The sequence below is a fragment of the Pseudomonadota bacterium genome (assembly GCA_041395565.1).
Taxonomy (GTDB): domain Bacteria; phylum Pseudomonadota; class Gammaproteobacteria; order UBA9214; family UBA9214; genus UBA9214.
Genome location: JAWLAI010000005.1, coordinates 248,816 through 269,070, shown reverse-complemented (window position 1 = coordinate 269,070; position 20,255 = coordinate 248,816). Strand labels below are relative to the sequence as shown.

20 protein-coding genes are annotated in these 20,255 nt (G+C 63.5%); 6 read left to right on the top strand and 14 right to left on the bottom strand.

Annotated features, from left to right (window positions below; all coding sequences use genetic code 11):
- Positions 1 to 134: 134 nt before the first annotated feature.
- Positions 135 to 794: a hypothetical protein gene (locus tag R3F42_09140; protein MEZ5542197.1), complete on the top strand. Its 660-nt coding sequence runs from the start codon at positions 135 to 137 to the stop codon at positions 792 to 794.
- A gap of 257 nt (positions 795 to 1,051) precedes the next feature.
- Entirely contained in the window at positions 1,052 to 3,871 is a 2,820-nt protein-coding gene (locus R3F42_09135; protein MEZ5542196.1) for an EAL domain-containing protein, read from the top strand.
- Positions 3,872 to 3,889: 18 nt separating this feature from the next.
- Here R3F42_09135 and R3F42_09130 read toward each other — a convergent pair whose 3' ends face one another.
- The 8 genes from R3F42_09130 to mtgA all read right to left on the bottom strand — a co-directional run bounded on the left by R3F42_09130 (position 3,890) and on the right by mtgA (position 10,561).
- Positions 3,890 to 4,252, bottom strand: a complete 363-nt coding sequence (locus R3F42_09130) for a DUF1304 domain-containing protein (GenBank protein ID MEZ5542195.1) — start codon at positions 4,250 to 4,252, stop codon at positions 3,890 to 3,892.
- A gap of 19 nt (positions 4,253 to 4,271) precedes the next feature.
- The gene (locus R3F42_09125; protein MEZ5542194.1) at positions 4,272 to 5,291 is read right to left on the bottom strand and encodes a serine/threonine protein kinase; all 1,020 of its coding nucleotides are present in this window, start codon (positions 5,289 to 5,291) and stop codon (positions 4,272 to 4,274) included.
- 71 nt (positions 5,292 to 5,362) lie between these two features.
- A complete protein-coding gene (gene djlA / locus R3F42_09120) occupies positions 5,363 to 6,142 on the bottom strand; it encodes a co-chaperone DjlA (protein MEZ5542193.1) in 780 nt (259 codons plus the stop codon).
- Between the two features lie 54 nt (positions 6,143 to 6,196).
- Positions 6,197 to 6,595 carry a hypothetical protein gene (locus R3F42_09115; protein MEZ5542192.1) on the bottom strand — a complete coding sequence of 133 codons (399 nt, stop codon included), beginning with the start codon at positions 6,593 to 6,595 and terminating at the stop codon, positions 6,197 to 6,199.
- A gap of 123 nt (positions 6,596 to 6,718) precedes the next feature.
- A complete protein-coding gene (locus tag R3F42_09110; protein ID MEZ5542191.1) occupies positions 6,719 to 8,149 on the bottom strand; it encodes a cyclic nucleotide-binding domain-containing protein in 1,431 nt (476 codons plus the stop codon).
- 133 nt (positions 8,150 to 8,282) lie between these two features.
- A complete protein-coding gene (locus R3F42_09105; GenBank protein ID MEZ5542190.1) occupies positions 8,283 to 8,735 on the bottom strand; it encodes an NfeD family protein in 453 nt (150 codons plus the stop codon).
- A complete protein-coding gene (locus R3F42_09100) occupies positions 8,735 to 9,661 on the bottom strand; it encodes an SPFH domain-containing protein (GenBank protein ID MEZ5542189.1) in 927 nt (308 codons plus the stop codon). Before R3F42_09100 ends, R3F42_09105 begins: the two co-directional genes overlap by 1 nt.
- Positions 9,662 to 9,781: 120 nt before the next feature.
- The gene (gene mtgA, locus R3F42_09095; protein MEZ5542188.1) at positions 9,782 to 10,561 is read right to left on the bottom strand and encodes a monofunctional biosynthetic peptidoglycan transglycosylase; all 780 of its coding nucleotides are present in this window, start codon (positions 10,559 to 10,561) and stop codon (positions 9,782 to 9,784) included.
- 63 nt (positions 10,562 to 10,624) lie between these two features.
- Between mtgA and R3F42_09090 the strand changes: the two genes are divergently transcribed.
- The 3 genes from R3F42_09090 to R3F42_09080 all read left to right on the top strand — a co-directional run bounded on the left by R3F42_09090 (position 10,625) and on the right by R3F42_09080 (position 14,878).
- Positions 10,625 to 12,001 (top strand): L-serine ammonia-lyase, encoded by a 1,377-nt coding sequence (locus R3F42_09090; GenBank protein ID MEZ5542187.1) that lies wholly within the window; start codon positions 10,625 to 10,627, stop codon positions 11,999 to 12,001.
- Between the two features lie 390 nt (positions 12,002 to 12,391).
- Positions 12,392 to 13,072 carry a MalM family protein gene (locus tag R3F42_09085; GenBank protein MEZ5542186.1) on the top strand — a complete coding sequence of 227 codons (681 nt, stop codon included), beginning with the start codon at positions 12,392 to 12,394 and terminating at the stop codon, positions 13,070 to 13,072.
- 468 nt (positions 13,073 to 13,540) lie between these two features.
- Positions 13,541 to 14,878, top strand: coding sequence for a serine hydrolase (locus tag R3F42_09080; protein MEZ5542185.1), 1,338 nt, complete (start codon positions 13,541 to 13,543; stop codon positions 14,876 to 14,878).
- A 486-nt stretch (positions 14,879 to 15,364) separates the two neighbouring features.
- Here the strand turns inward: R3F42_09080 and R3F42_09075 are convergent, their stop codons facing one another.
- The 3 genes from R3F42_09075 to R3F42_09065 form a co-directional block, all read right to left on the bottom strand.
- Positions 15,365 to 16,420: a 3-deoxy-7-phosphoheptulonate synthase gene (locus R3F42_09075; protein ID MEZ5542184.1), complete on the bottom strand. Its 1,056-nt coding sequence runs from the start codon at positions 16,418 to 16,420 to the stop codon at positions 15,365 to 15,367.
- A gap of 110 nt (positions 16,421 to 16,530) precedes the next feature.
- Positions 16,531 to 17,409 carry an HDOD domain-containing protein gene (locus R3F42_09070; protein ID MEZ5542183.1) on the bottom strand — a complete coding sequence of 293 codons (879 nt, stop codon included), beginning with the start codon at positions 17,407 to 17,409 and terminating at the stop codon, positions 16,531 to 16,533.
- 105 nt (positions 17,410 to 17,514) lie between these two features.
- On the bottom strand, positions 17,515 to 17,724 hold the full coding sequence (locus tag R3F42_09065; GenBank protein ID MEZ5542182.1) for a hypothetical protein: 210 nt from the start codon (positions 17,722 to 17,724) through the stop codon (positions 17,515 to 17,517).
- Positions 17,725 to 18,002: 278 nt separating this feature from the next.
- On the opposite strand from R3F42_09065, the gene R3F42_09060 reads away from it, so the two are divergent.
- Positions 18,003 to 18,707, top strand: coding sequence for a DUF3108 domain-containing protein (locus tag R3F42_09060; protein ID MEZ5542181.1), 705 nt, complete (start codon positions 18,003 to 18,005; stop codon positions 18,705 to 18,707).
- 25 nt (positions 18,708 to 18,732) lie between these two features.
- Here R3F42_09060 and R3F42_09055 read toward each other — a convergent pair whose 3' ends face one another.
- The 3 genes from R3F42_09055 to R3F42_09045 form a co-directional block, all read right to left on the bottom strand.
- Positions 18,733 to 19,281 (bottom strand): transglycosylase SLT domain-containing protein, encoded by a 549-nt coding sequence (locus tag R3F42_09055; GenBank protein MEZ5542180.1) that lies wholly within the window; start codon positions 19,279 to 19,281, stop codon positions 18,733 to 18,735.
- Between the two features lie 2 nt (positions 19,282 to 19,283).
- A complete protein-coding gene (locus R3F42_09050; GenBank protein ID MEZ5542179.1) occupies positions 19,284 to 19,517 on the bottom strand; it encodes a DUF350 domain-containing protein in 234 nt (77 codons plus the stop codon).
- A gap of 195 nt (positions 19,518 to 19,712) precedes the next feature.
- Entirely contained in the window at positions 19,713 to 20,174 is a 462-nt protein-coding gene (locus R3F42_09045; GenBank protein MEZ5542178.1) for a DUF4124 domain-containing protein, read from the bottom strand.
- Between the last annotated feature and the right edge of the window lie 81 nt (positions 20,175 to 20,255).

The following is a 20,255-nucleotide window of genomic DNA, read 5'->3' as shown; positions in this document are numbered from 1 at the left end:
CGGCAGGTGGTCGGAAAAAGGCGGCGGTTGCCGCCTTTTTTCTTTGCGGATGCGTAGTTTTTCCGCCCCGGCAGGCGCGGGATGTTAACCGGTTAACATGTCCCGGGCCCGGGCCGGTTATAATCGGCCCTGTCATGAAGCGAATTCTGCTGCTCCCGTTTACGGGCCTGTTGCTCGGCGTCCTGGCGCTGGCCTTGCTGCTGGCCTCGAATCTTTATACCTATCACCGGCTGACCGCCGAGGCGCCGATCGCCGAGCTGAGTTTCAGGCAGATCGGGCCGCAGCAGTTCGAGGCCAGCATCGCCTGGGGTGATTTCTGCGACGCGCAGCAGTTCCTGCTGTATGGCGACCAGTGGCGGCTCGATGCCCAGTTCCTGAAATGGCGGCCCTGGGCCAACCTGCTCGGTTTCGATGCCATGTACCGGATCGAGCGACTCGGCGGACGCTATGCGGCGGTCGACGCGGAGAATACCGGCCAGCATCAGGCCTACGCGCTGCATGCTGCCGAGCGGGTCGACCTGCCTGCCGTGCTCGCCCGCTACAGCGGCGCATTCTCACCGGTGGACACCCTGTACGGCAGTTCGGTCTACGCCGCGATGAGCGAGGGCCGGCGCTACCGCGTCTATCGCGGGCAGTCGGGGCTGTTGGTCAGAGACGTCCCCGATGCAGCGGCGGATCGAAAGGTCAACGGCATCACCATCGACATCACCACCGGCTGCCAGGCGCGGCGCGGACTGCTGGACGGGGTGACCCGCGTCGCCGGCCGTCTCAACCGCGCTCCCGCCACACCCTGAAATCCGCCGCCAATCCCAGCCCGCTGCCTGCGGCAGCCGATGCTCAATAAGTCGTTTGAAATCAGTCTGCTGTGGCGGCCATCGCGGGCCCCGTCCCGGCGCCGCGGCGGCCGGTCGATGGCACCTGCCGGATGCTCAACTTCGCGGCCGAGATTCCGATAAAACATGTATGCAAAATCAAGCGATTATCCTGGCTGCAGCGGACGAGGCCGGCGCTGCCGGCGCAGTCATGTCCGGGCAGGCGGGCGGCATGCGTCATGGCTGAACGGCATATACACCTCGCGCAGGACGGTGATGTCGCAGAAGTGGATGCCGACGGCTCCGCCGATATCAACGTCTTCGATACCGAAATCGAGGCGCAGCAGCTCGAGCTGATCTATACCCAGGCGCCGGTCGCCATCGGGGTCGCCTTCATGCTGTCCCTGCTGGTCACCGGCAGTCTGTGGCCGGTCGCGCATCACGCCCACCTGCTGTTGTGGCTGGGTGCGCAGTTAGTCCAGACCGTGCTCCGGGTGCTGCTGGTCATGCGCTATCGGCAGGCGAGCCGGGAAAGCCGGCTGGGATCGCGCTGGAGCCTGCTGTTCTTTGCCGGCACCTTCATCGCCGGCATCACCTGGGGCTGTATCGGGCTGATCTACAGCTTTACCTGGCCGGTGGAGTACCAGACCCTGACCCTGATGTGCCTGGCCGGCATTCTGGCCGGGGCCATCTCGTCCTACGCGGTGAACCTGTCAATCTATGCCGCCTTCATGGTGCCCGCGATCCTCATTCCGGCGCAGTCCATGCTGGTCTACAGCAGCAAGCTGCAGAGCAACCTGGGCCTGATGCTCATGCTGTTCGCGGGCGCCCTGCTCATGATCGCGCGGAACTACAATCACAATGCGGTCAACCTGCTGCAGTTGCGGCAGGAAAACAGCAGTCTGCTGGACGAGATGACGGCAGCCAACAACACCCTGTCCCGCGAGGTCGCGGTACGCAAGAGCGCGGAGAAGTCATTGCTCATCGAGCAGCGGCTGTTCACCAACGGCCCGGTCGTGGTGTTCCGCTGGTCGGCTACCGAGGGTTGGCCCATCGAATACGTGTCGCACGCGGTTTCCCAGTTCGGCTACGAAGCCGACGAGCTGATGAAGCAGGGTATCAACTACCGCGACCTGATCCATACCGGGGATCTGATGCGGGTCCAGGAGTCCGAGATCTTCGCCGGCCGCGACGGCCACGAGGCGGTGACGCTGGATTACCGCATCATCGGTGCCGATGGCGTGGTGCGCTGGGTGTACGACTATACCATTCCCGTGCGCAACGACGAGGGGCAGATCACCCACTTCTACGGTTATCTGCTGGATATCACCGAACGCAAGTATTCCGAGTTCGAGCTGCAGCAGGAAAAGGAGCGGGCACAGGTCACCTTGCATTCCATCGCCGATGCAGTGATCACGACCGACCTCAATGGCCAGATCGAATACCTGAATCCGAGTGCCGAGACGCTGACCGGCTGGGAGTGCTCGATTGCGCGCGGGCTCTCCCTGGGGCGTGTATTCCGGCTGTACCGGGAGGATGACCGGGACACGGTGCAGGATCCGGTCAGCCTGTGTTTGCGCACGGGGCAGACGGTGAAGTCAGAAGGCGACTACCTCATCGTGCGGAGCGACGGCGAGCGCCTCTCCATCCGCTTCTCCGTGTCTCCGATCCTCAACGATCCCGGCACAGCCCTCGGCGCCATTCTCGTGTTCCACGACGTCACCAAGGCGCGCTACCTCGAGCACACGGTGTCGTACCAGGCTACCCATGATGCGCTGACGGGCCTGTGGAATCGTGCCGCCTTCGAATCGCATCTGGAGGACGCCATTGTCCGGGTGCACAGTTCACGCGAGAGTCATGTCGTCTGCATCCTCGACATCGACCAGCTGAAGATCATCAACGACACCGTTTCGCACGAGTCGGGCGACGAGCTGCTGCAGCGCCTGGCTGCCCTGCTCCAGGGCAGCGTGCGCGAATCCGACATCATTGCCCGGCTCGGCGGCGACGAGTTCGGCGTGCTGCTGGTCAACTGTTCACTGGTCAGCGCAGCGCGCCTGATGGAAGACATCCTCGTCGCGATCGACTCGCTGCGCTTCGCCAGCGGCGGGCGCATATTCGAGATCAGCGCCAGCATCGGTGTGGCGCAGATCAAGCAGGGTTGCAGCGGCTCCACCGCGATCATGAGCGAGGCCGACCTGGCCTGCCATGCCGCAAAGGACCGGGGCGGCAACCGTTACCACATCTTCCAGTCCGAGGACGCCGAGCTGAGACGCCGGCAGGACGAGATGAACTGGGTATCGAAGATCGCGGAGGCCGTGGAATCGGACCGGCTGGAGTTGTACTTCCAGCGGATCGTCCCGCTCGCGCCGCATGCCGGCTCGGAGCTGCACTTCGAGATCCTGATCAGGATGCGCGGCGAGTCGGGGGAGCTGATCACGCCCGACAAGTTCATGCCCGCGGCAGAGCGCTATCACCTGATAACGAGCATCGACCGCTGGGTCGTCACCAATAGCCTGGCCTGGTTCGCGGAGCAGATCAGCAACGGCACGCCGCAGCCGGATACCATGTCGATCAATCTCTCCGGCTTCTCGATCTCCGACGCCAAGTTCCTCGGTCACATCAAGGGCGCCATCATGACCTACCGGGTCCCGCCGGAGGCATTGTGCTTCGAGATCACCGAAACGGCGGCGGTTGCCAACCTGTCCGCGGCGACGGGTTTCATCCGCGAACTCAAGCAGCTGGGATGCCGCTTCTCGCTGGACGATTTCGGCAGCGGCTTGAGTTCGTTCGCATATCTGAAGAACCTGCCGGTCGACTATCTCAAGATCGACGGCGAGTTCGTGCGCGAGATGGATACCGACGAAGTCAGCCATGCCATGGTCAGTGCCATCCACGAGCTGGGCCGCGTGATCGGTATCCGCACCATCGCCGAATTCGTCGAGAACGAGCGCATCATCGAGATGCTGACTGCCATGGGCGTCGACTATGCGCAGGGTTATGCGATCGCGAAACCCGTACCGCTCGCCGAGCTCGCCGAGCGCAGCCGGCACTCGGCCTGACCCGGTGCCGCATCCCGCCTAGGCGCCGGAGCGCAGCACCAGTCCCAGGGCAACGACGCCGGGCAGCGCCTGGATCCACAGTATCGCGCGATTGGCGGTGACCGCGCCGAAGACGCCGGCGGCGATCACGCAGCACAGCAGGAAGACGATCATATCGTGGTGCGGGGCGGGATCAGACAGGCCCCACAGCAACCCGGCGGCAAGGAATCCGTTGTAGAGACCCTGGTTGGCCGCCAGCACCGTCGTCTGCTCCGCCCGGGCGCGCGACATGCGGAAGATGCGGCGGCCCAGCGTCGTGTTCCAGAGCAGCATCTCCAGCACCAGGAAGAGCAGGTGCAGCGTGGCGACCAGCAGGATCGCAAGGCGTGTCATGTTGTCCATGCGCCGACTCGCCCGCGCCTCAAATCACCAGCGGCGGCTCGGACATGGCCGCGGCCTGCTCACGCAGCGCCAGCACATGTTCCTCCCAGTAGCGCTGCGTGTTGAACCAGGGGAACGCGCGGGGGAAGGCCGGATCATCCCAGCGTTGCGCCAGCCAGGCGGCGTAATGGATGATGCGCAGGGTGCGCAGCGGTTCGATCAGCGACAGCTCGCGCGTATCGAATTCGCGAAACTGTTCATACCCCTCCAGGATGTCGAGCAGCTGTCCCTGCATCTCGTGCCGCTCGCCGGACAGCAGCATCCACAGGTCCTGAATGGCCGGCCCGGTCCGACAATCGTCGAGATCCACGAAGTGCGGACCCTGGTGCGACCAGAGGATGTTGCCGGGATGGCAGTCGCCATGCAGGCGAATCGCGGCGACCGCGCCGGCGTTGCGCTCGATCAGGTCGACCTGCCGCAACAGGTCCTCGGTGAGCGTGCGGTAGGCGGTCTCGACATGTGCCGGCAGGAATCCGTGTTCGAGCAGGAAGCGGCAGGACGCGTGGCCGAAGTGCTCGGCATCCAGGCGTGGCCGGTGCCTGAAGGGTCGGGTGGCGCCGACGGCGTGCAGGCGGGCGATGAGGCGGCCGACCCACGCACGTTCGCCGCTGCTGTTGAGCTCCGGCCAGTGTCCGCCCTGGCGCGGGTAGAGCGCGAACCGGAAGCCGGCGTATTCGAGCAGCGTCGCGCCGGCAACCTGCAGCGGGGCGATGGCCGGGATTTCCGCGTCGGCCAGCTCGCGGGCGAAGCCGTGTTCCTCCAGGATGGCCGCGTCGCTCCAGCGGCAGGGCCGGTAGAACTTGGCGATCAGCGGCGTGCTGTCCTCGATGCCTACCTGGTAGACGCGGTTTTCGTAGCTGTTCAGGGCGAGCAGCCGGCCGTCGGTGCGAAAACCGCAACCGTCGACCGCATTGAGGATGATATCCGGGGTAAGGCCGGAGTAGTCCGTGCGCTCGGGCGGGGCGTCGGCTGCTGCGCCGTCTGGATTACGATGCGACATGGTGCCGCTAGGCTAGCACAGGCAAACCCGCGGTCAATGACAGACGCCGCGGGGAAGCGGGAGACGAGGGGCTATCTCATGCCCCGGTCGGACTTGATCCGTTCGTAGGCCTGCTTGATCTGCTGGGTCTTTTCCGTCGCGATGCGGATCATTTCCTCGGGCAGCCCCTTGGCGATCAGTTTGTCGGGATGGTGCTGGTTCATGAGCCTGCGGTAGGCGCGCTTGACCTCGGCGTCCGTAGCCGACTGGCCGATACCGAGCACCTCGTAGGCCTGGGCGACAGGCTGGATGCGGGGCGCACCGGGCCGGGCGCCGTGCTCCATGCCGAACAGGTGCTCGAGCTCCGCCCGGCTGAAGCCCAGCGCCGCGCCGATGTCCAGGATGATCCGCCGTTCGGCCGGATGGATCGTGCCGTCCGCCATGGCCGTCGCGATCTGTATCTCCATGAACACCTGCAGCAGGTTATGGCGGCGCTGGCACTCCTCGCGGAACTGGGCCAGTATTCCATGCAGCTCGAAGCCGGGGCGCTTGCCGGCCTGGAACAGCTCGATAGCGGCCTTGCGCTGCGCCGGGTTCAGCTGCATCCGGGCCATGATCGACTCCGTCGCGCTGATTTCATCTGGCGTCACCCTGCCGTCCGCCTTGGCGATATGCCCCATGACGGAGAAGGTGGCGGTGAAGAAGGCTGCCTGCACGCGTTCCTGCTGGCCCGGTGCGGGTCCGGCATGCCGGTCGGTATGGATGATCCCCCGGTCGAAGTTCCGGCCCAGTGCCGCACCCAGCAGCGCACCCAGCGGGCCGCCGAACATGAAGCCCAGGGTGCCGCCCAGCAGTGTGCCCCACCAGGCCATCAGGCCGGCGTCCGGGCGGAAGGCGTGACAGCGGTCATGCGGGCAGCGTTGCGACTACCGGAACAGCGGGAGTGGCGTCGTGATATGCCACGTGCTGCGGTCGGTGTCATATATCCAGATCTGGTTGTCGAGCAGCGTGTTCAGTTTCATGCCGTCATCGTGATAGTAGACGATCCTGACCGTCACCCGGACCTCGTTGTCGCTGACGTTGTTCGTGCTGATCGTTTCGTAGGACGTGACCTTGATGTGCTCGAGCTGCTCCGGCGACTGCGCGGCGTGTGCCCCCGGTTCGAGCCGGCGCATGCCGTCGGCGAGTCCGAATTCGCTCCAGCGAATCGCCTTGCTGTAATGGAACACGGCGGTTTCGAACGTCGAGGATTTCTTCCGGCTGTCGATGCTGGAGCACCCGCCCACTGCGAGGGCGGCGATGATTACCAGGAGTAGTATGCGCATGGGGTTACCCGCCGGCTGTGTTACCGCGAACCGGGGCATTATAGCCGACTGCCCGGGGCGGTGTGCCCCGCGGCGCAAGTCACTGCCGCGGGTGTCGGGGCGCGGGTGGTGCCGCGCCGCGGGTTACTTCTTGGCGGCGGGCGCCGGTTTCAGGCGTGCCAGCAGATTATCGACGTGGCTCATGAGCTGCTCGCGGGCCTTGCGTTCCTCCAGATAGGCCTGTTCCATCTGGCGCGCCCTGGCCGCGTAGTGCTCGAGTTCGCCGCGCAGGATGCCGAGTTCCCGCTGCACCTTTTCGACCAGCTGTGTGCCGGCACCGGACGCTGCCGGCGCGGACTGGCCGGCCGCCGTCTTGGTGGCGGTCGCCGCAGCCTTCTTCGCGGGCGCCGGCGGGGCGGACGCGGCGGGTTTTGCCGCAACCGGTGCTGCCGGGGCACGCTGGGTCGCGGCGGGTTTGGGTGCCGCTGCCGGAGCGGGTGCTGCCGCCTGAACCGGGTCGGGTACGCCCTGGTTCAGACCGCCTTCCAGGACCGAGACTTCGAAACCGCGCTGGCTCAGCAGGAAGGCGGCGGCCGCGCTGCGGCGCCCGGTATCGCAGTAGACGATGTATTTCCTGCCCTTGTCCAGCTTGGAATAGTTGTTGCGGATCGCGGCCAGCGGGATGTTCAGGCTGTTGGCGAGCGCGTTGTTCTGGTGTTCCTCGGGCAGGCGCACGTCCAGCCAGCGATCACCGCTCTGGATCGCCGCCTGCGCCATGTCGTAGCTGACGTAATGCACCAGCTGCTTCTTGAGTATGTCGAGGAAATAATGCTTCGACAGCCGCATCAGCCAGCCGTCGGAGAGCATGGTGACCGTGGCATTGCGCTTGGCATCGGAGACCAGCGCGTCCTCGCCGAAACTGTCGCCGGCCTTGAGTTCGGCCAGCGGCACGTCCCAGCCCTTGCCCGAAGCCAGGCGCGTCACCGAGCAGCTGCCCTCGCGGATGATGTAGAAATAGTCGCCGTCGTCGCCCTGGCGGATCACCTTGTCGCCGGCATTGTAGGTGACCGGTTCCAGTGCCCGGATGAGGCGCTGGATTTCCGCCGGCGGCAGGCGCGAGAACGCTTCCGACTGCAGCATGCGCGACATCCAGTCCTGCTCGTTGCGCTCGCTGATCTTGACCGCGCCGGTCTCGGTGGACTGGTCGATGGTCAGCATGACGTCGAGCAGGGTGGAATCGATCGAGGCGATGACCGATTTGGTCGCGGCGCGCGCGGTGATGATGCGTGGCTGGCGGTTGGCCAGCGGGTAGCGGGCCGGATCGGTGCCGGCGCTGACCACGCCGGTGACCTTGCCGCTGCGGTCGATGAAGTTGACGACGCCGTCGAGCAGGTAGATCGAGCGGTTGTCGGTGTCGCCCTCACCGAACAGGTAGCTGCCGGCATTCACGTCCGTGATGGTCAGGCTGGTGGCGAGTTCGCGGAAGCGCTCCTCGGTCAGTGCGTTGAGCGGGATCAGATCGCGCAGGATTTCCTTGCCGCCGACGTTTTTCTTGTTCCGGTCCGGTGATGCCATGTGGTGTCCGCCAGTTTGATCGAATGGATGACTGCACCGATCTTATCGGCACGACCACTGATATATGGAGCAGCGGCCCTGCACCGCGGACGGAATTTCCCAACTATATGAACTGGTTCAAATTATTCTGGTTTCAGTCGGCCAGCCGCTCGACCTTCAGGATCACCCCGTCGACGCCGGTGACGACGACGCGGGTGCCGGCCGGCAGGTCGTCGCCGCTGATGCGCCAGGTGGTGTCGTCGACGCGCAGCACGCCCACGCGGTTGCTGATCGGTTCCTGCAGGGTGAAGGTGCGGCCGATGTACTGCTCCCCGCGCCGGTTCAGCGTGGGCTGGTCGGTGTACGCCGGGTTGTCGCGCTGATAGCGCCGGAACAGGGCGATGCTGACGACCGACAGGCTGGAGAAGATGATGACCTGGTATTGCCAGCCCAGATCGGGTACCAGCAGCATGACGAATCCGACCACGGCCGCGGCCACCGCCAGCCAGAGGAAGTAGAAGCTCGGCGCCAGGACCTCGATCAGCAGCATGATGCCGGCCAGGATCCACCAGTGCCAGTAATCCACCCGCGCCAGCCAGTCCTCCATCACGCCGTGCCCTCCCGGGCGAAGGCGGACTTCGCCACCTCGGCGATGCCGGCCAGCGAACCGATGACGCTGGCGGCCTCCAGCGGCAGCAGCACCAGTTTCTGGTTGGGTGCCGCGCCGATGTCCTTCAGTGCGCTGACGTAGTTCTGGGCGATGAAGTAGTTGATGGCGTTGATGTCGCCCTTGGCGATGGCCTCGGACACCATGGCCGTGGCCTTGGCTTCCGCTTCGGCCGCGCGCTCGCGTGCCTCGGCGTCGCGGAACGCGGCTTCGCGGCGGCCCTCGGCCTCCAGAATCGCGGAGCGTTTCTCACCCTCAGCGCGCAGGATCTCGGATTGCCGTTCGCCCTCGGCCTCGAGGATCACGGCGCGCTTCTCGCGCTCGGCCTTCATCTGGCGTGCCATGGCTTCGATCAGGTCCTTGGGCGGCTGGATGTCCTTGATCTCGATGCGGGTGACCTTGATGCCCCAGGGCGTGGTGGCGGCATCCACCACGTGCAGCAGCTTGGCGTTGATGTTGTCGCGCTGCGAGAGCAGTTCGTCGAGGTCCATGCCGCCCATCACGGTACGGATGTTGGTCATGGTGAGGTTCATGATCGCGCGCTCCAGCCCGTTCACTTCGTAGGCCGCCTTGGCGGCGTCCAGGATCTGGAAGAACACCACGCCATCGGCCTTCACCATGGCGTTGTCCTTGGTGATCACCTCCTGGCTGTTGATGTCGAATACGCTCTCCATCATGTTGAGCTTGTGTCCGACGCGGTCGATGTAGGGGACGATCAGGTTCAGTCCCGGGCGCAGCGTCTTGCGGTAGCGGCCGAAGCGCTCGACCGTCCACTCATAGCCCTGCGGCACGGTCTTGATCCCCATCATGACCGTGACCACGGCCAGGGCCAGTATGATTAGTGTAAAGCTGGAAAAACCGTCCATATCCCGTCCCCTGGCAATGTCGAAGTGAGAGCGTGCGGCGATTGTAAGGGAAAACCGGGCCGGATACATTTTTCGCGCCCCGCAGCGAGCCGCGTCCCGACAACCCCGGCGCCGCGGCCGTCACAGTATGCCGCGCAGATACCCGGTCCCGCCGAGCAGTTCCATCTGCCCGAGGATGTGATCGCGCCGCTCCAGGACATACGCCGAGGGGCGGTCGACGTGGAAGCGGTGCGGGTTCGGCAGCACGGCCGCGATCAGGGCGGCCTGCGCAGGGCCGAGCGCGTATGCGGGTATCCCGAAGTAGCGTTGCGCCGCCGCCTCGATGCCGAACAGGCCGGTGCCGGTTTCCGCGATGTTGAGATAGACCTCCAGGATGCGGTGCTTGGGCCAGAGCGCCTCCAGCAGCAGTGTCAGCCAGGCCTCCAGCCCCTTGCGCACGAAACTGCGGCCCTGCCACAGGAACAGGTTGCGCGCCACCTGCTGGGTCAGCGTGCTGGCCCCGCGCAGGCGCGCGCCGCGGGCGCGGTCGTTGACGGCCGTGCGGATGGCGTCCAGGTCGAAGCCGAAGTGCGCGGGAAACTTCTGGTCCTCGGCGGCGACCACTGCGAGCGCCGCGTCCGCGGAGATTTGCTCGAGGTCGACCCAGCGGTAGTCCTGTTGCCGTTCCCCGCTCAGGGTGCGGGCCAGCATGACCGCCGAGGTGGGCGGGGGCAGCCAGCGCAGCGCGAGCACCGGTACGAGGCTGAGCAACAGGAACGCGGCCGCGCTCCACAGCAGTATCCGCCGCAGGTGTTCGCCGCGCCCGCGCTGACGCGGCTGCCGGCGGCGGGACTTGCCGTGCTGCCCGCGCCTGCCTGCACGCGCGCTATGTGCGCCACGGGTTTTGCGGTATTGTGTCATGCAGGTCAGGCCGGCTGCTGGCCGCGCGTCTGCGCATGACCGGCCGGCATCCAGGGTAATTTCATGGCAATCAGTGTCTTTGACCTGTTCAAGGTCGGTATCGGCCCCTCGAGTTCGCACACCGTCGGCCCCATGCGTGCCGCCGGCATGTTTGCACGTGGCCTGCTGGAGCGCAAACCGGGCACCGATCTGGCGCGGGTCAGGGTGGAACTGTACGGTTCACTGGGCGCGACCGGCAAGGGACACGGCACCGACAAGGCGGTCATCCTCGGGCTGGAGGGGACGAGCCCGAGCGTGTCGACACCGACAGCATCCCCGCGCCTGGCGCAGGTGGCGTCCTCCGGCCGGCTCCGGCTGGCGGGTGAGCGGGAGCTGGAATTCGACGTGCAGCAGGACCTCCAGTTCTACCGGCAGAAGGTGCTGCCGTTCCACCCCAACGGCATGAAGTTTCATGCCTATGACGCGGCAGGCAACAGCCTGTACGCGCGCACCTACTACTCGGTCGGCGGCGGTTTCGTGGTCAACGAGACCGCTGCCGGCGAGGACCGCATCGTGGCGGACGCCACGGTACTGCCGTTTCCGTTCACCACCGGCGCGGAGCTGCTCGCGCACTGCGACGAGCAGGGCGTGTCCATCAGCGAGATCATGCTCCGCAACGAACGCGCCTGGCGCAGCGATGCCGACATCCGCGCCGGGCTGCTGCATATCTGGTCGGTGATGCAGAACTGCGTCGAACGCGGCTGCCGCACCGAGGGCGTGCTGCCCGGCGGGCTCAAGGTCAAGCGCCGCGCCGCGCGCCTGCACCGGCAGCTGCTGGGCGAGCGGGAACAGCTGCACCAGGTGCCGCTCGGCACCATGGACTGGGTCAACCTGTTCGCGCTGGCGGTGAACGAGGAAAACGCCGCCGGCGGCCGCGTGGTCACCGCGCCGACCAACGGCGCGGCCGGCATCGTGCCGGCGGTGCTGCATTATTTCTGGAAGTTCTGTTCCGGTTACAGCGAGGACGCCGTCGTGCGCTTCCTGCTCACGGCCGGTGCCATCGGCATCCTGTACAAGGAGAACGCCTCCATCTCCGGCGCCGAGGTCGGCTGCCAGGGCGAGGTCGGCTCGGCCTGCTCGATGGCCGCCGCGGCACTGACCGAGGTCACCGGCGGCACGCCGCAGCAGGTGGAGAACGCCGCCGAGATCGCCATGGAACACAACCTCGGCCTGACCTGCGACCCTGTCGGCGGCCTGGTGCAGGTGCCCTGCATCGAGCGCAACGCCATGGGCGCGGTAAAGGCGATCAACGCCTCGCGTATGGCCCTGCGCGGCGACGGCACGCACTTCGTCTCGCTCGACAAGGTCATCAAGACCATGCGCGAGACCGGCGCCGACATGAAGACCAAGTACAAGGAAACCGCCCGCGGCGGACTCGCGGTGAACGTGATCGAGTGCTGAGGTGAAGACTCAGCTCGGGCAGAGACGCCGAGTTCGCAGAGATACGCAGAGGACGCGATGTCTTGGGGTGAGTGACCACGGTAACGATTCCATGAACTTCTTACCGCAATCGTATGCCGGTTCCCTGTTTCTCAACACGCATAGAGAACGTAGGGCAGAATACGCAGCGGTTCCGCCGTGCTTTATCACATGATCCGATTTGATCGGGCGTGACAGCGTCATGCTGAAAGCCGGGATTTTGCCCCAAGCCAATCCTTCAGCCGCCGCATATGTTTGCGCCCGCTGAGTCGGTATGAGCGAAACACTCCGGTCATTGCGGTGTTTTCGATATAAACAACTGCTAATCGAAACAATGTTTAAATGCTACCTTTGTGTGGAGATGTTACGGAAATGAATAGGCGCAAGAGGCTTGTCCGGGTTGCGCTTGCGGCGAGTACTTTCGTAATTGCCGCATGCGCCACTCCCTACAAGGAAGCAATAAGACCATTCGAATCGGCAGAGCCGTGCTGCGAATCCATGGCGGATTTGCCATTTCGCATGCTTGCGGTTGAACGCAAGGAGAAAATCGAATTGAATACTGCTTCCCCCGCGTTTAACTTCGATTCAGGAAAAAGTTACTTTACCGCATTCGAGCTTCCCCCTTTCAGCGGACCTTACCGGATTGTCATAGAAAGTCTCTTTGTAGGGGATAATGTAAGCACGTCATACGTATTCTATCCACATATTCTGACCCTTGATGAAAGCCATAATATTATTAGATCCAGTGGCAAGGGGCTTTTTGCAGTACGCAGGGCGGGCTTGACAGAGACCTGGGGATACTTGAGAAAATTATCGGGTTCAATCGAGGTGTGTGAAAAGAACCGAGATGAGCGATTTCTGGTAATCATGACAACAGAGGAACTGCTGCATTTGCAAACACCAGAATTGGCATGGAGCGGTATGCCAGTGGTCATTCCGAGCGCTGGCGTGTTCGGATATATACCAACGGGTAAAGAGTTAAAGCAAATCCCTCACTCGCCTGTTGGTAAGCTGACCATATGGATTGAGTCGGTAGAAAAGTGTAAGCAGTAGTAAGGCGGCTTCACCCGGAACTGCCTGTTTCTGTGCTAACCGCAACAAGCGTCTTCTTTTGGTTGTGCTCGGGGCTGCCAGCCGAGAGAAGGGAATTCCCTTTTCTGCGGCGTTCCCGGTCTTCCCCGATTAACCGGATATGAGTTTACCAGGCCGGTATATGATCCCCCTATGAGTTCAGGTAGAGAAATGCAGCAACTTCCGGGTACGACCCAGAGCGGACCCTCGGCGTTTTACCGATGGCCGGACGCTCCCCGCCGAATATTCTCTCAATTGGCATGCATGAGCGAGGTCTCGATCTGCTCAATGGGCAAAACAACAGATATGTAACAAGCTCGTTGAATAGCTGGCAATTCGAGTGATATAACGAGGTCTGGCTGTAAATGGATAACCAGGCGGGGTGCTCGCTAATGCAACTGTTCGCGATTTGGAACAGATTAATCCAATAACCGTAATGAGGGTGACATTATGAAGCGCTCAATCTGTCATTCACTCTCTCTGCTTACCGCTATCCTGGCTCTGGCAGGCCTGTCCGCACAAACCAATGCGTCATCCGGTTCCTACCTGAGTGCCGAGGAATCCGACCCAAGGCTGTTGAAATGGATGCTTGGTTTTCCCCCGCCGCCTGGGAAGCTGATCATGCAGCCTGAATCTGATTTCTTCAGTTTCCCGAAATTGCGCTGGACGGTTTGTCATATTCGCGAGCTGATGCCCACAAAGCAAGTGGGTAGAGGCATCGGACCACCGGCTGCTCTGGAATACGCGCTTGATGCAGGTATCGACGCGGTGAGTTTCACACCACTGGGTGGTGGAAGGCCGATGACATGGAAAGAATCATTGTCTGCGAATTATTCGGACGGCATTTTGGTTCTTCATAAAGGTCGTGTCGTCTATGAGAAATATTCGGGCTGTCTCGATGAGATGGGTAAGCACGCTGCCATGTCGATGACCAAGTCCATCACGGGTCTCCTGGCCGAAATACTGGTGGTCGAGGGGCTGCTTGACGATAAGGCAAAGGTCTCCACGATCCTCCCGGAGTTAAAGGATAGTGCGTTCGGTAATGCTACTGTGCGCCAGGTCATGGATATGACTACAGCTGTGGACTTCAGCGAGGACTACTCCGATCCAAATGCTGACATATGGATATATTCAAGGGCGGCAAGCCCGCTACCAAAACCGGCCGGCTATGAAGGTCCAAACGGCTATTTCGAGTACCTGCAAACCGTAAGGCAATACGGAAACCATGGCGAGGCGTTCGGCTATAGAACGATCAATTCCGACGCGCTCGGCTGGATCATATCGCGGGTCACGGGCAAGGACATTGCGCAGCTGTTGTCGGAGCGTATCTGGAGCAGGATGGGCGCGGAACAGGATGGCTATATGACCGTGGATGCCAAGGGAGCTCCTTTTGCGGGCGGAGGGCTATCTGCTGGCATGCGCGACCTCGGGCGTATCGGGCTTCTGATGCTTAACGGTGGCGAGATAAATGGGCAGCGGTTGTTCCCGAAACAGGTTGTGGTGAATATCCGCGCCGGTGGTGATAAGCAGGCATTTGCCCGGGCTGGCTACAAGATTCTAGAAGGCGGCAGTTACCGTAGCATGTGGTGGGTATTCCATAATGAGCATGGCGCATTTGCTGCGCGTGGCGTTCATGGGCAAACTATTTATGTAGACCCAACCGCCGAGATGGTTATCGTGCGGTTCGCGTCTTTTCCCACGGCCGGGAACGTGCAGATTGACCCAACCTCGCTGCCAGCCTATCAAGCGGTGGCTGCATATTTGATGAAAGAGTCACGGGCGCAATAGCCTGTGCGCACAGGGCTTAACTTAAGGCCTGTTCCACTACGCTTCATTGCCTCCGCTGGGCTTGGCCGATGAGATTCCGCATTTTCCAATGTTCTTGTTCGTGAATGGCCGGGACTGGCCGGATTAGGAAGTGCAGGAGCTCCGCTCTGCGGATTTATCCGAATTTGGTGATGGTCCGAATGTGGCCGCCTCAGATCCTACTGAAATTTGGATAAGTGTATTGCCTGCTCGCTACGGGCATCCTGCCCTCTCGCGACGATGAACAGGGATGTCCGAGTGGCCGCTCGCGTACATCCTTGTACATCGTATGCGGGTATGACTGAGTTGGACGATCCATGCAGTACAGGTGACCCCGCTAGCGGATTCTCCGTTTCTGGTTAAGCACCGATATGCCCGCGTCTGGAGGTCTTAGGTAGGACGAAACGCACAGCGGTGTAGGCCGAATGCATTCGGCATCCGCCCTGCGGCTTGGCGCGAGGCTGATTTTCAGCCGGCCATGAGGCGGCGGTGCATTTCCAGCAGGGTGCGCTCGGTGGTGTCCCAGTCGATGCAGGCGTCGGTGACCGAGACGCCGTACTTGAGCTCGGCATGATCCTCGGGGATGGGCTGGTTGCCGGCATTGATGTTGCTCTCCATCATCAGGCCGATGATGGAGCGGTTGCCGGCGAGGATCTGCCGCGTGATCTCCTCGGCCACGCCGGGTTGCAGGTCCGCGTTCTTCTGCGAGTTGTCGTGGCTGCAGTCGACCATGATGTAGGGGCACACGCCGGCGGCGGCCAGTGCCAGCTCGCAGCGCGCGATGCTGTCCTCGTCGTAATTGGGCTGGCCGTTGCCGCCCCGCAGCACGATGTGGCCGTAGGCGTTGCCGGTGGTCTCGACAGTGGCCACGTGCCCCCCGGAGTCGATGCCGAGAAAGATGTGCGGGTGGCTCACCGACTTCAGGGCATTGATCGCGACGGTGAAGCTGCCGTCGGTGCCGTTCTTGAAACCGACCGCGCAGGACAGGCCGCTGGACATCACGCGGTGGGTCTGCGATTCGGTGGTACGGGCGCCGATCGCCGACCAGGAGATCAGGTCTTGTATGTACTGCGGCGAGATGGGATCGAGCGCCTCGGTCGCCAGCGGCAGTCCCAGTGCGGCGAGCTCCAGCAGCAGGCCGCGCGCGATCTGCAGGCCTTCCGCGATCTCGAACGAGCCGTTCATGTGCGGATCGTTGATCAGGCCCTTCCAGCCGATGGTGCTGCGCGGTTTCTCGAAGTAGACGCGCATGACCAGGAACAAAGTCTCGCTGACCGCGTCGGCCAGTGCCCGCAGCCGCCTGCCGTAGTCGAGGGCAGCCGCCGGGTCGTGGATGGAGCAGGGTCCCACCACGATCAGCTGGCGCGGGTCCTTGCGGTCGAGGATGTCGCGCACGACGGCGCGATTGCTGATGACGGAGTCCACCACGGCGGCCGTGTTCGGCAGCCGGCGTTTCAGCTCATCCGGTGTGATCAGCCGCCTGACGGCGCCGATGTTGATGTCTTCGATACGGTGGTCGGTCATGGTCTGCCCGGCCCTGGCGGCCGGCGAATCGGTTCGCGGGCAGATCATACCAGAGTGTGCAGCCCGCGGCCGTATCCGGCGGCCGCAAAGTGGCGGGGGCCGGCCCGCAATCAGGCAGAAGATCTGGGGTTATAGCCCCCCAGGGCCTGCTCCATGGAGGCGATCTCCTCGGCGAACTCTTCGAGGATCTTGCGCATGGTGTCGTGGCGCATGCGCATGCGCTTGCAGGCCGGGATGTCCTCGAAATCGGGCATCGCGTCCTCGGGCAGGTCCTTCACGTTCTCGACCAGGTTCGCGACCAGCACCACGTCGGCCACATCGGGCGAGGTGAAATGATTGCGTTCCAGCGCCTCGTGCTCGTCCACGGCCTCGGCGATATGCTGCGGAAAGCCCCAGGATTCGACGATCGCGCGGCCCACGCCGGTGTGCCAGCTGGCCACCAGCTCTTCCAGCTGCTCCGGATCGTCGAACAGCGCCGGGAAGTCCTGCACGCGGTTGAGGATGTAGAACTTGCCGATGTCGTGCAGCAGCCCGGCCAGCATCGCGTCGTCCGGGTTCTCGAATCCGGGCTGGCGCTTGGCGAGGATGTAGGCGAGCGCCGCGACGTGCGAGCTGTGCCGGCGCACCTCGTCGATGCGCTCATGCAGGATACTGCCCGCCGGCGCCTTGAAGGTGTTGTCCATCGCCATCGACACCACCGTGTTGCGGACCAGCTCCAGGCCGATGCGGCCCACCGCGGTCTTCAGATCGGTGATCTCGATGGTGCCGCGGCGCAGCAGCGCCGAGTTGGCCATGCGGATCAGCCGGCTGGTGAGCACCGGGTCGGCCATGATGATGCGGCTGATCATGTCGATGTTGACGTTGGGGTTGCTCATGGCATCGCGGATCTTGATGGCGATGTCGGGGAAGGGCGGGATATCGAATTCCTGGTGGGACAGTTCCTGGCCCAGTGTCTTGACGAACGCGAAGGCAGCACTCTGATTGTTCATGATTTCACCGATCCCTGGTTGCTTGGTCTTCCCTGGCTGCCCGGACGCAGCTGCGGCATACCTGTCCGTATCGGCTGGGCCGGTGGCGATCTGAACCCGGGTGCGTCAGCGCAGCAGGACGTAGAGGAGGTAGCCGATGCTGGACAGGGCCAGCCCGCCGCCCCAGAGGGAGAGCCAGTAGTGGCGGCTGCGCAGGCCGGCGAAGACAAACCCGATCCCGATCAGGCAGCTGAGCATGGCTATACTGCTGAAGGCGCCCTGGTCCAGGGCCATGGGGGCGGGCAGGTCCGCCGTTTCGCCGATGCGGTAGCGCATGGGCCTCAGTGCGGCAGGCCGAAACCGGCTGCCGGGCAGGTGTGCGCCGTCTCGCGCGGACTTTGGGAAAATGCCTTGATATTCATGGTGTAATCCCGGAATGACTGCGGCATATTACCCCATTCCGGGCGGCGGGATAAGACCCCGCGGCCGGTGGGTGGCGTTAACGCCTTGCACCCGCGCCCGTTAGTTATACAGTGTCGACAGCCACTCCGGGTGTGTGCGGCCGCAGGCCGCTGCCGGCGGCTGGCCCACTATAGGAGAGACCCGTGATTCGGATGCTGATACTGCTGCTGGCCATGGCCGGCACGAATGCGCTGCACGCGACCGAGGCGCCGCCGGCGTTCCGGGCGGAATACGTCGTGAAGAAGGGACCGATGCTGCTCGGGCGCTCGGTGCGCCAGCTGGAACACGGCGCGGACGGGCAGCTCGTGTTCCAGTCCAGTTCCGACACCACCGGCCTGGCGAACCTGCTGCTCAACGAGCATATCCGCGAGACCTCGCACCTGCGCCTGAACGGTGCGCATGTGCTGCCGCAGGCGTACGAGTACCGGCGCGACGGCAAGCGCACGCGCCGGGTATCGCAGCAGTACGACTGGCAGCAGGACAGCGTGACCAGCACGCTCGACGAGCGTGTCTATCACTTCGAGATTCCTGCGGTGACCTACGACCCGAGCGGTTATCAGGTCAGCCTGATGATCGATCTCGCGGGCGGTGCGCGCGACATGGACTACAGCATCGCCAGCAGCAAGGGGCTGCGCACCTGGGACATCCGCCACGTCGGCGACGAGACGGTAAAGACCCCGCTGGGTACGCTGGACACGGTCGTGATCCAGCGCAAGACCGACCAGGTGACGACCATGTGGTGCGCGCCGAAGCTGCATTACCTGCCGGTGAAGATCGTGCACGAAGAGGATGGCGTGGCCTTCACGGCCACCCTCGAATCGCTCAGCGGTCCGCTCGCCAAGGCCTCCGGCTACTGAGGGTGACTGGCGCCGCCCGCGGCGCTCAGGTCCGTTCCATGAGCCGGCGGATGCGCCGGACGTAGTGGCGGGTCTGGCCGGGGACGTGCGGTTCGAGGTGCGACCAGGACTTGGCCGGCGGGTCGATGTTCTGGAAGGTGCTCCTGATGCGGGAGTAGCCGGCGTTGTAGCTGCCGAAGGCGAAGTACAGCCGCTCGTCTCCCGGCGGCGGTGATTGCCAGCGGCGGTAGAGGGCGCGGTCGTAGTAGATGCCCGCGGCGATGTTCCAGCGCGGCGAGTCCATGTCCTGCAGATGCGGGTTTTCCTCCTGAATCTCCTCGTAGGTGCTCGGCAGGATCTGCATGATGCCGCGCGCGCCGGATTTGCTCTTTGCCCCCGGGTTCAGGCCGGATTCCGCGATCGCCTGGGCCTTGAACCAGCGCCAGTCGAAGCCGGGGCCGAAGTAGTGCTTGGTGTATTTCTTGAAATGCACGTCGTACTTGTCGGTCCAGTCCGCGACCTTCTTCTTCTGCGTGGTGCCGGCCCAGGCCGTGGTGGCCAGGACCAGCAGGAGCAGGGCGATTGCGGGGTGCATGGTCAGTTCAGTCCCAGGCCGATGACCAGCCCGATACCGATGCCGATGCCGATGAACATGCCCATGACCATCAGGCCGACCGCCTGGTTGCCCTTGCGCAGTTCTTCGCCGATGTCGAAGACGCAGACGATCTTGTTGAACATCGTGCAGCCCAGCCACATGAAGCCCAGCGTCATGAGGCCGCCGATGGCCGCGTAGACGAGATTCATGATGACCGGATCGAGTGCATCCGTCATGCCGTCACCTCCCGGGTGTTTGCCGTGGTTGTTACCGGAATATAAGCAGAATATGCCCCCGGAACCAACAGGGAAATTATTATTTAAGAATCGTCTGATCTGGTGATGGATGCGTCGGGGACAGACGTTAGGTCTGTCCCCGCTATGGCGTAGCGAATGGACAGATTTCAACTCTGTCCCCGCGGCGCGGTTGCGCTAGCGGCGGTAGATGCGCTCGAAGCTGGCCGGGGTGAAGCCGTTCAGGCGCTGCGCGCCGATCAGGATGATCGGTACGCCGCGCCCGCCGAGCCGTTTGAAATCCCGTTGCCCCCTGGCGCTGGTCTCGACATCGTACTCCGTGAAGGGAATATGCTCGGCCTCGAAATAGCGCTTCGCCTTTTTGCACACACCGCACCAGGCGGCGCTGTACATCACGACCTGGTCGCCGTTGTCGAACACGCCCTGCAACCCCTCGATGTCGGGCGCGGCGTAGGTGTTCACGCGCAGGCGCACGGTTTCCGCGGCCACATCGGCCGGCGGCCGGTCGCCGAAATGCACGTTGCCCTGGGCGTCGGTCCAGCGTTGGATCTCGCCGGCCTGCGGTGTCGGCAGCATCAGCAGGTACAGCGCCGCCATGAGCAGCGCGCTGGGCCAGGCAGGTTTCGGCAGCAACGTCATGGGCGATGTTCCGTGCTGGATGAAAACGTGTTCGTTCCGAGCAAGGATAACGGTATGGAGTCACATATCTTGATGGGGGGG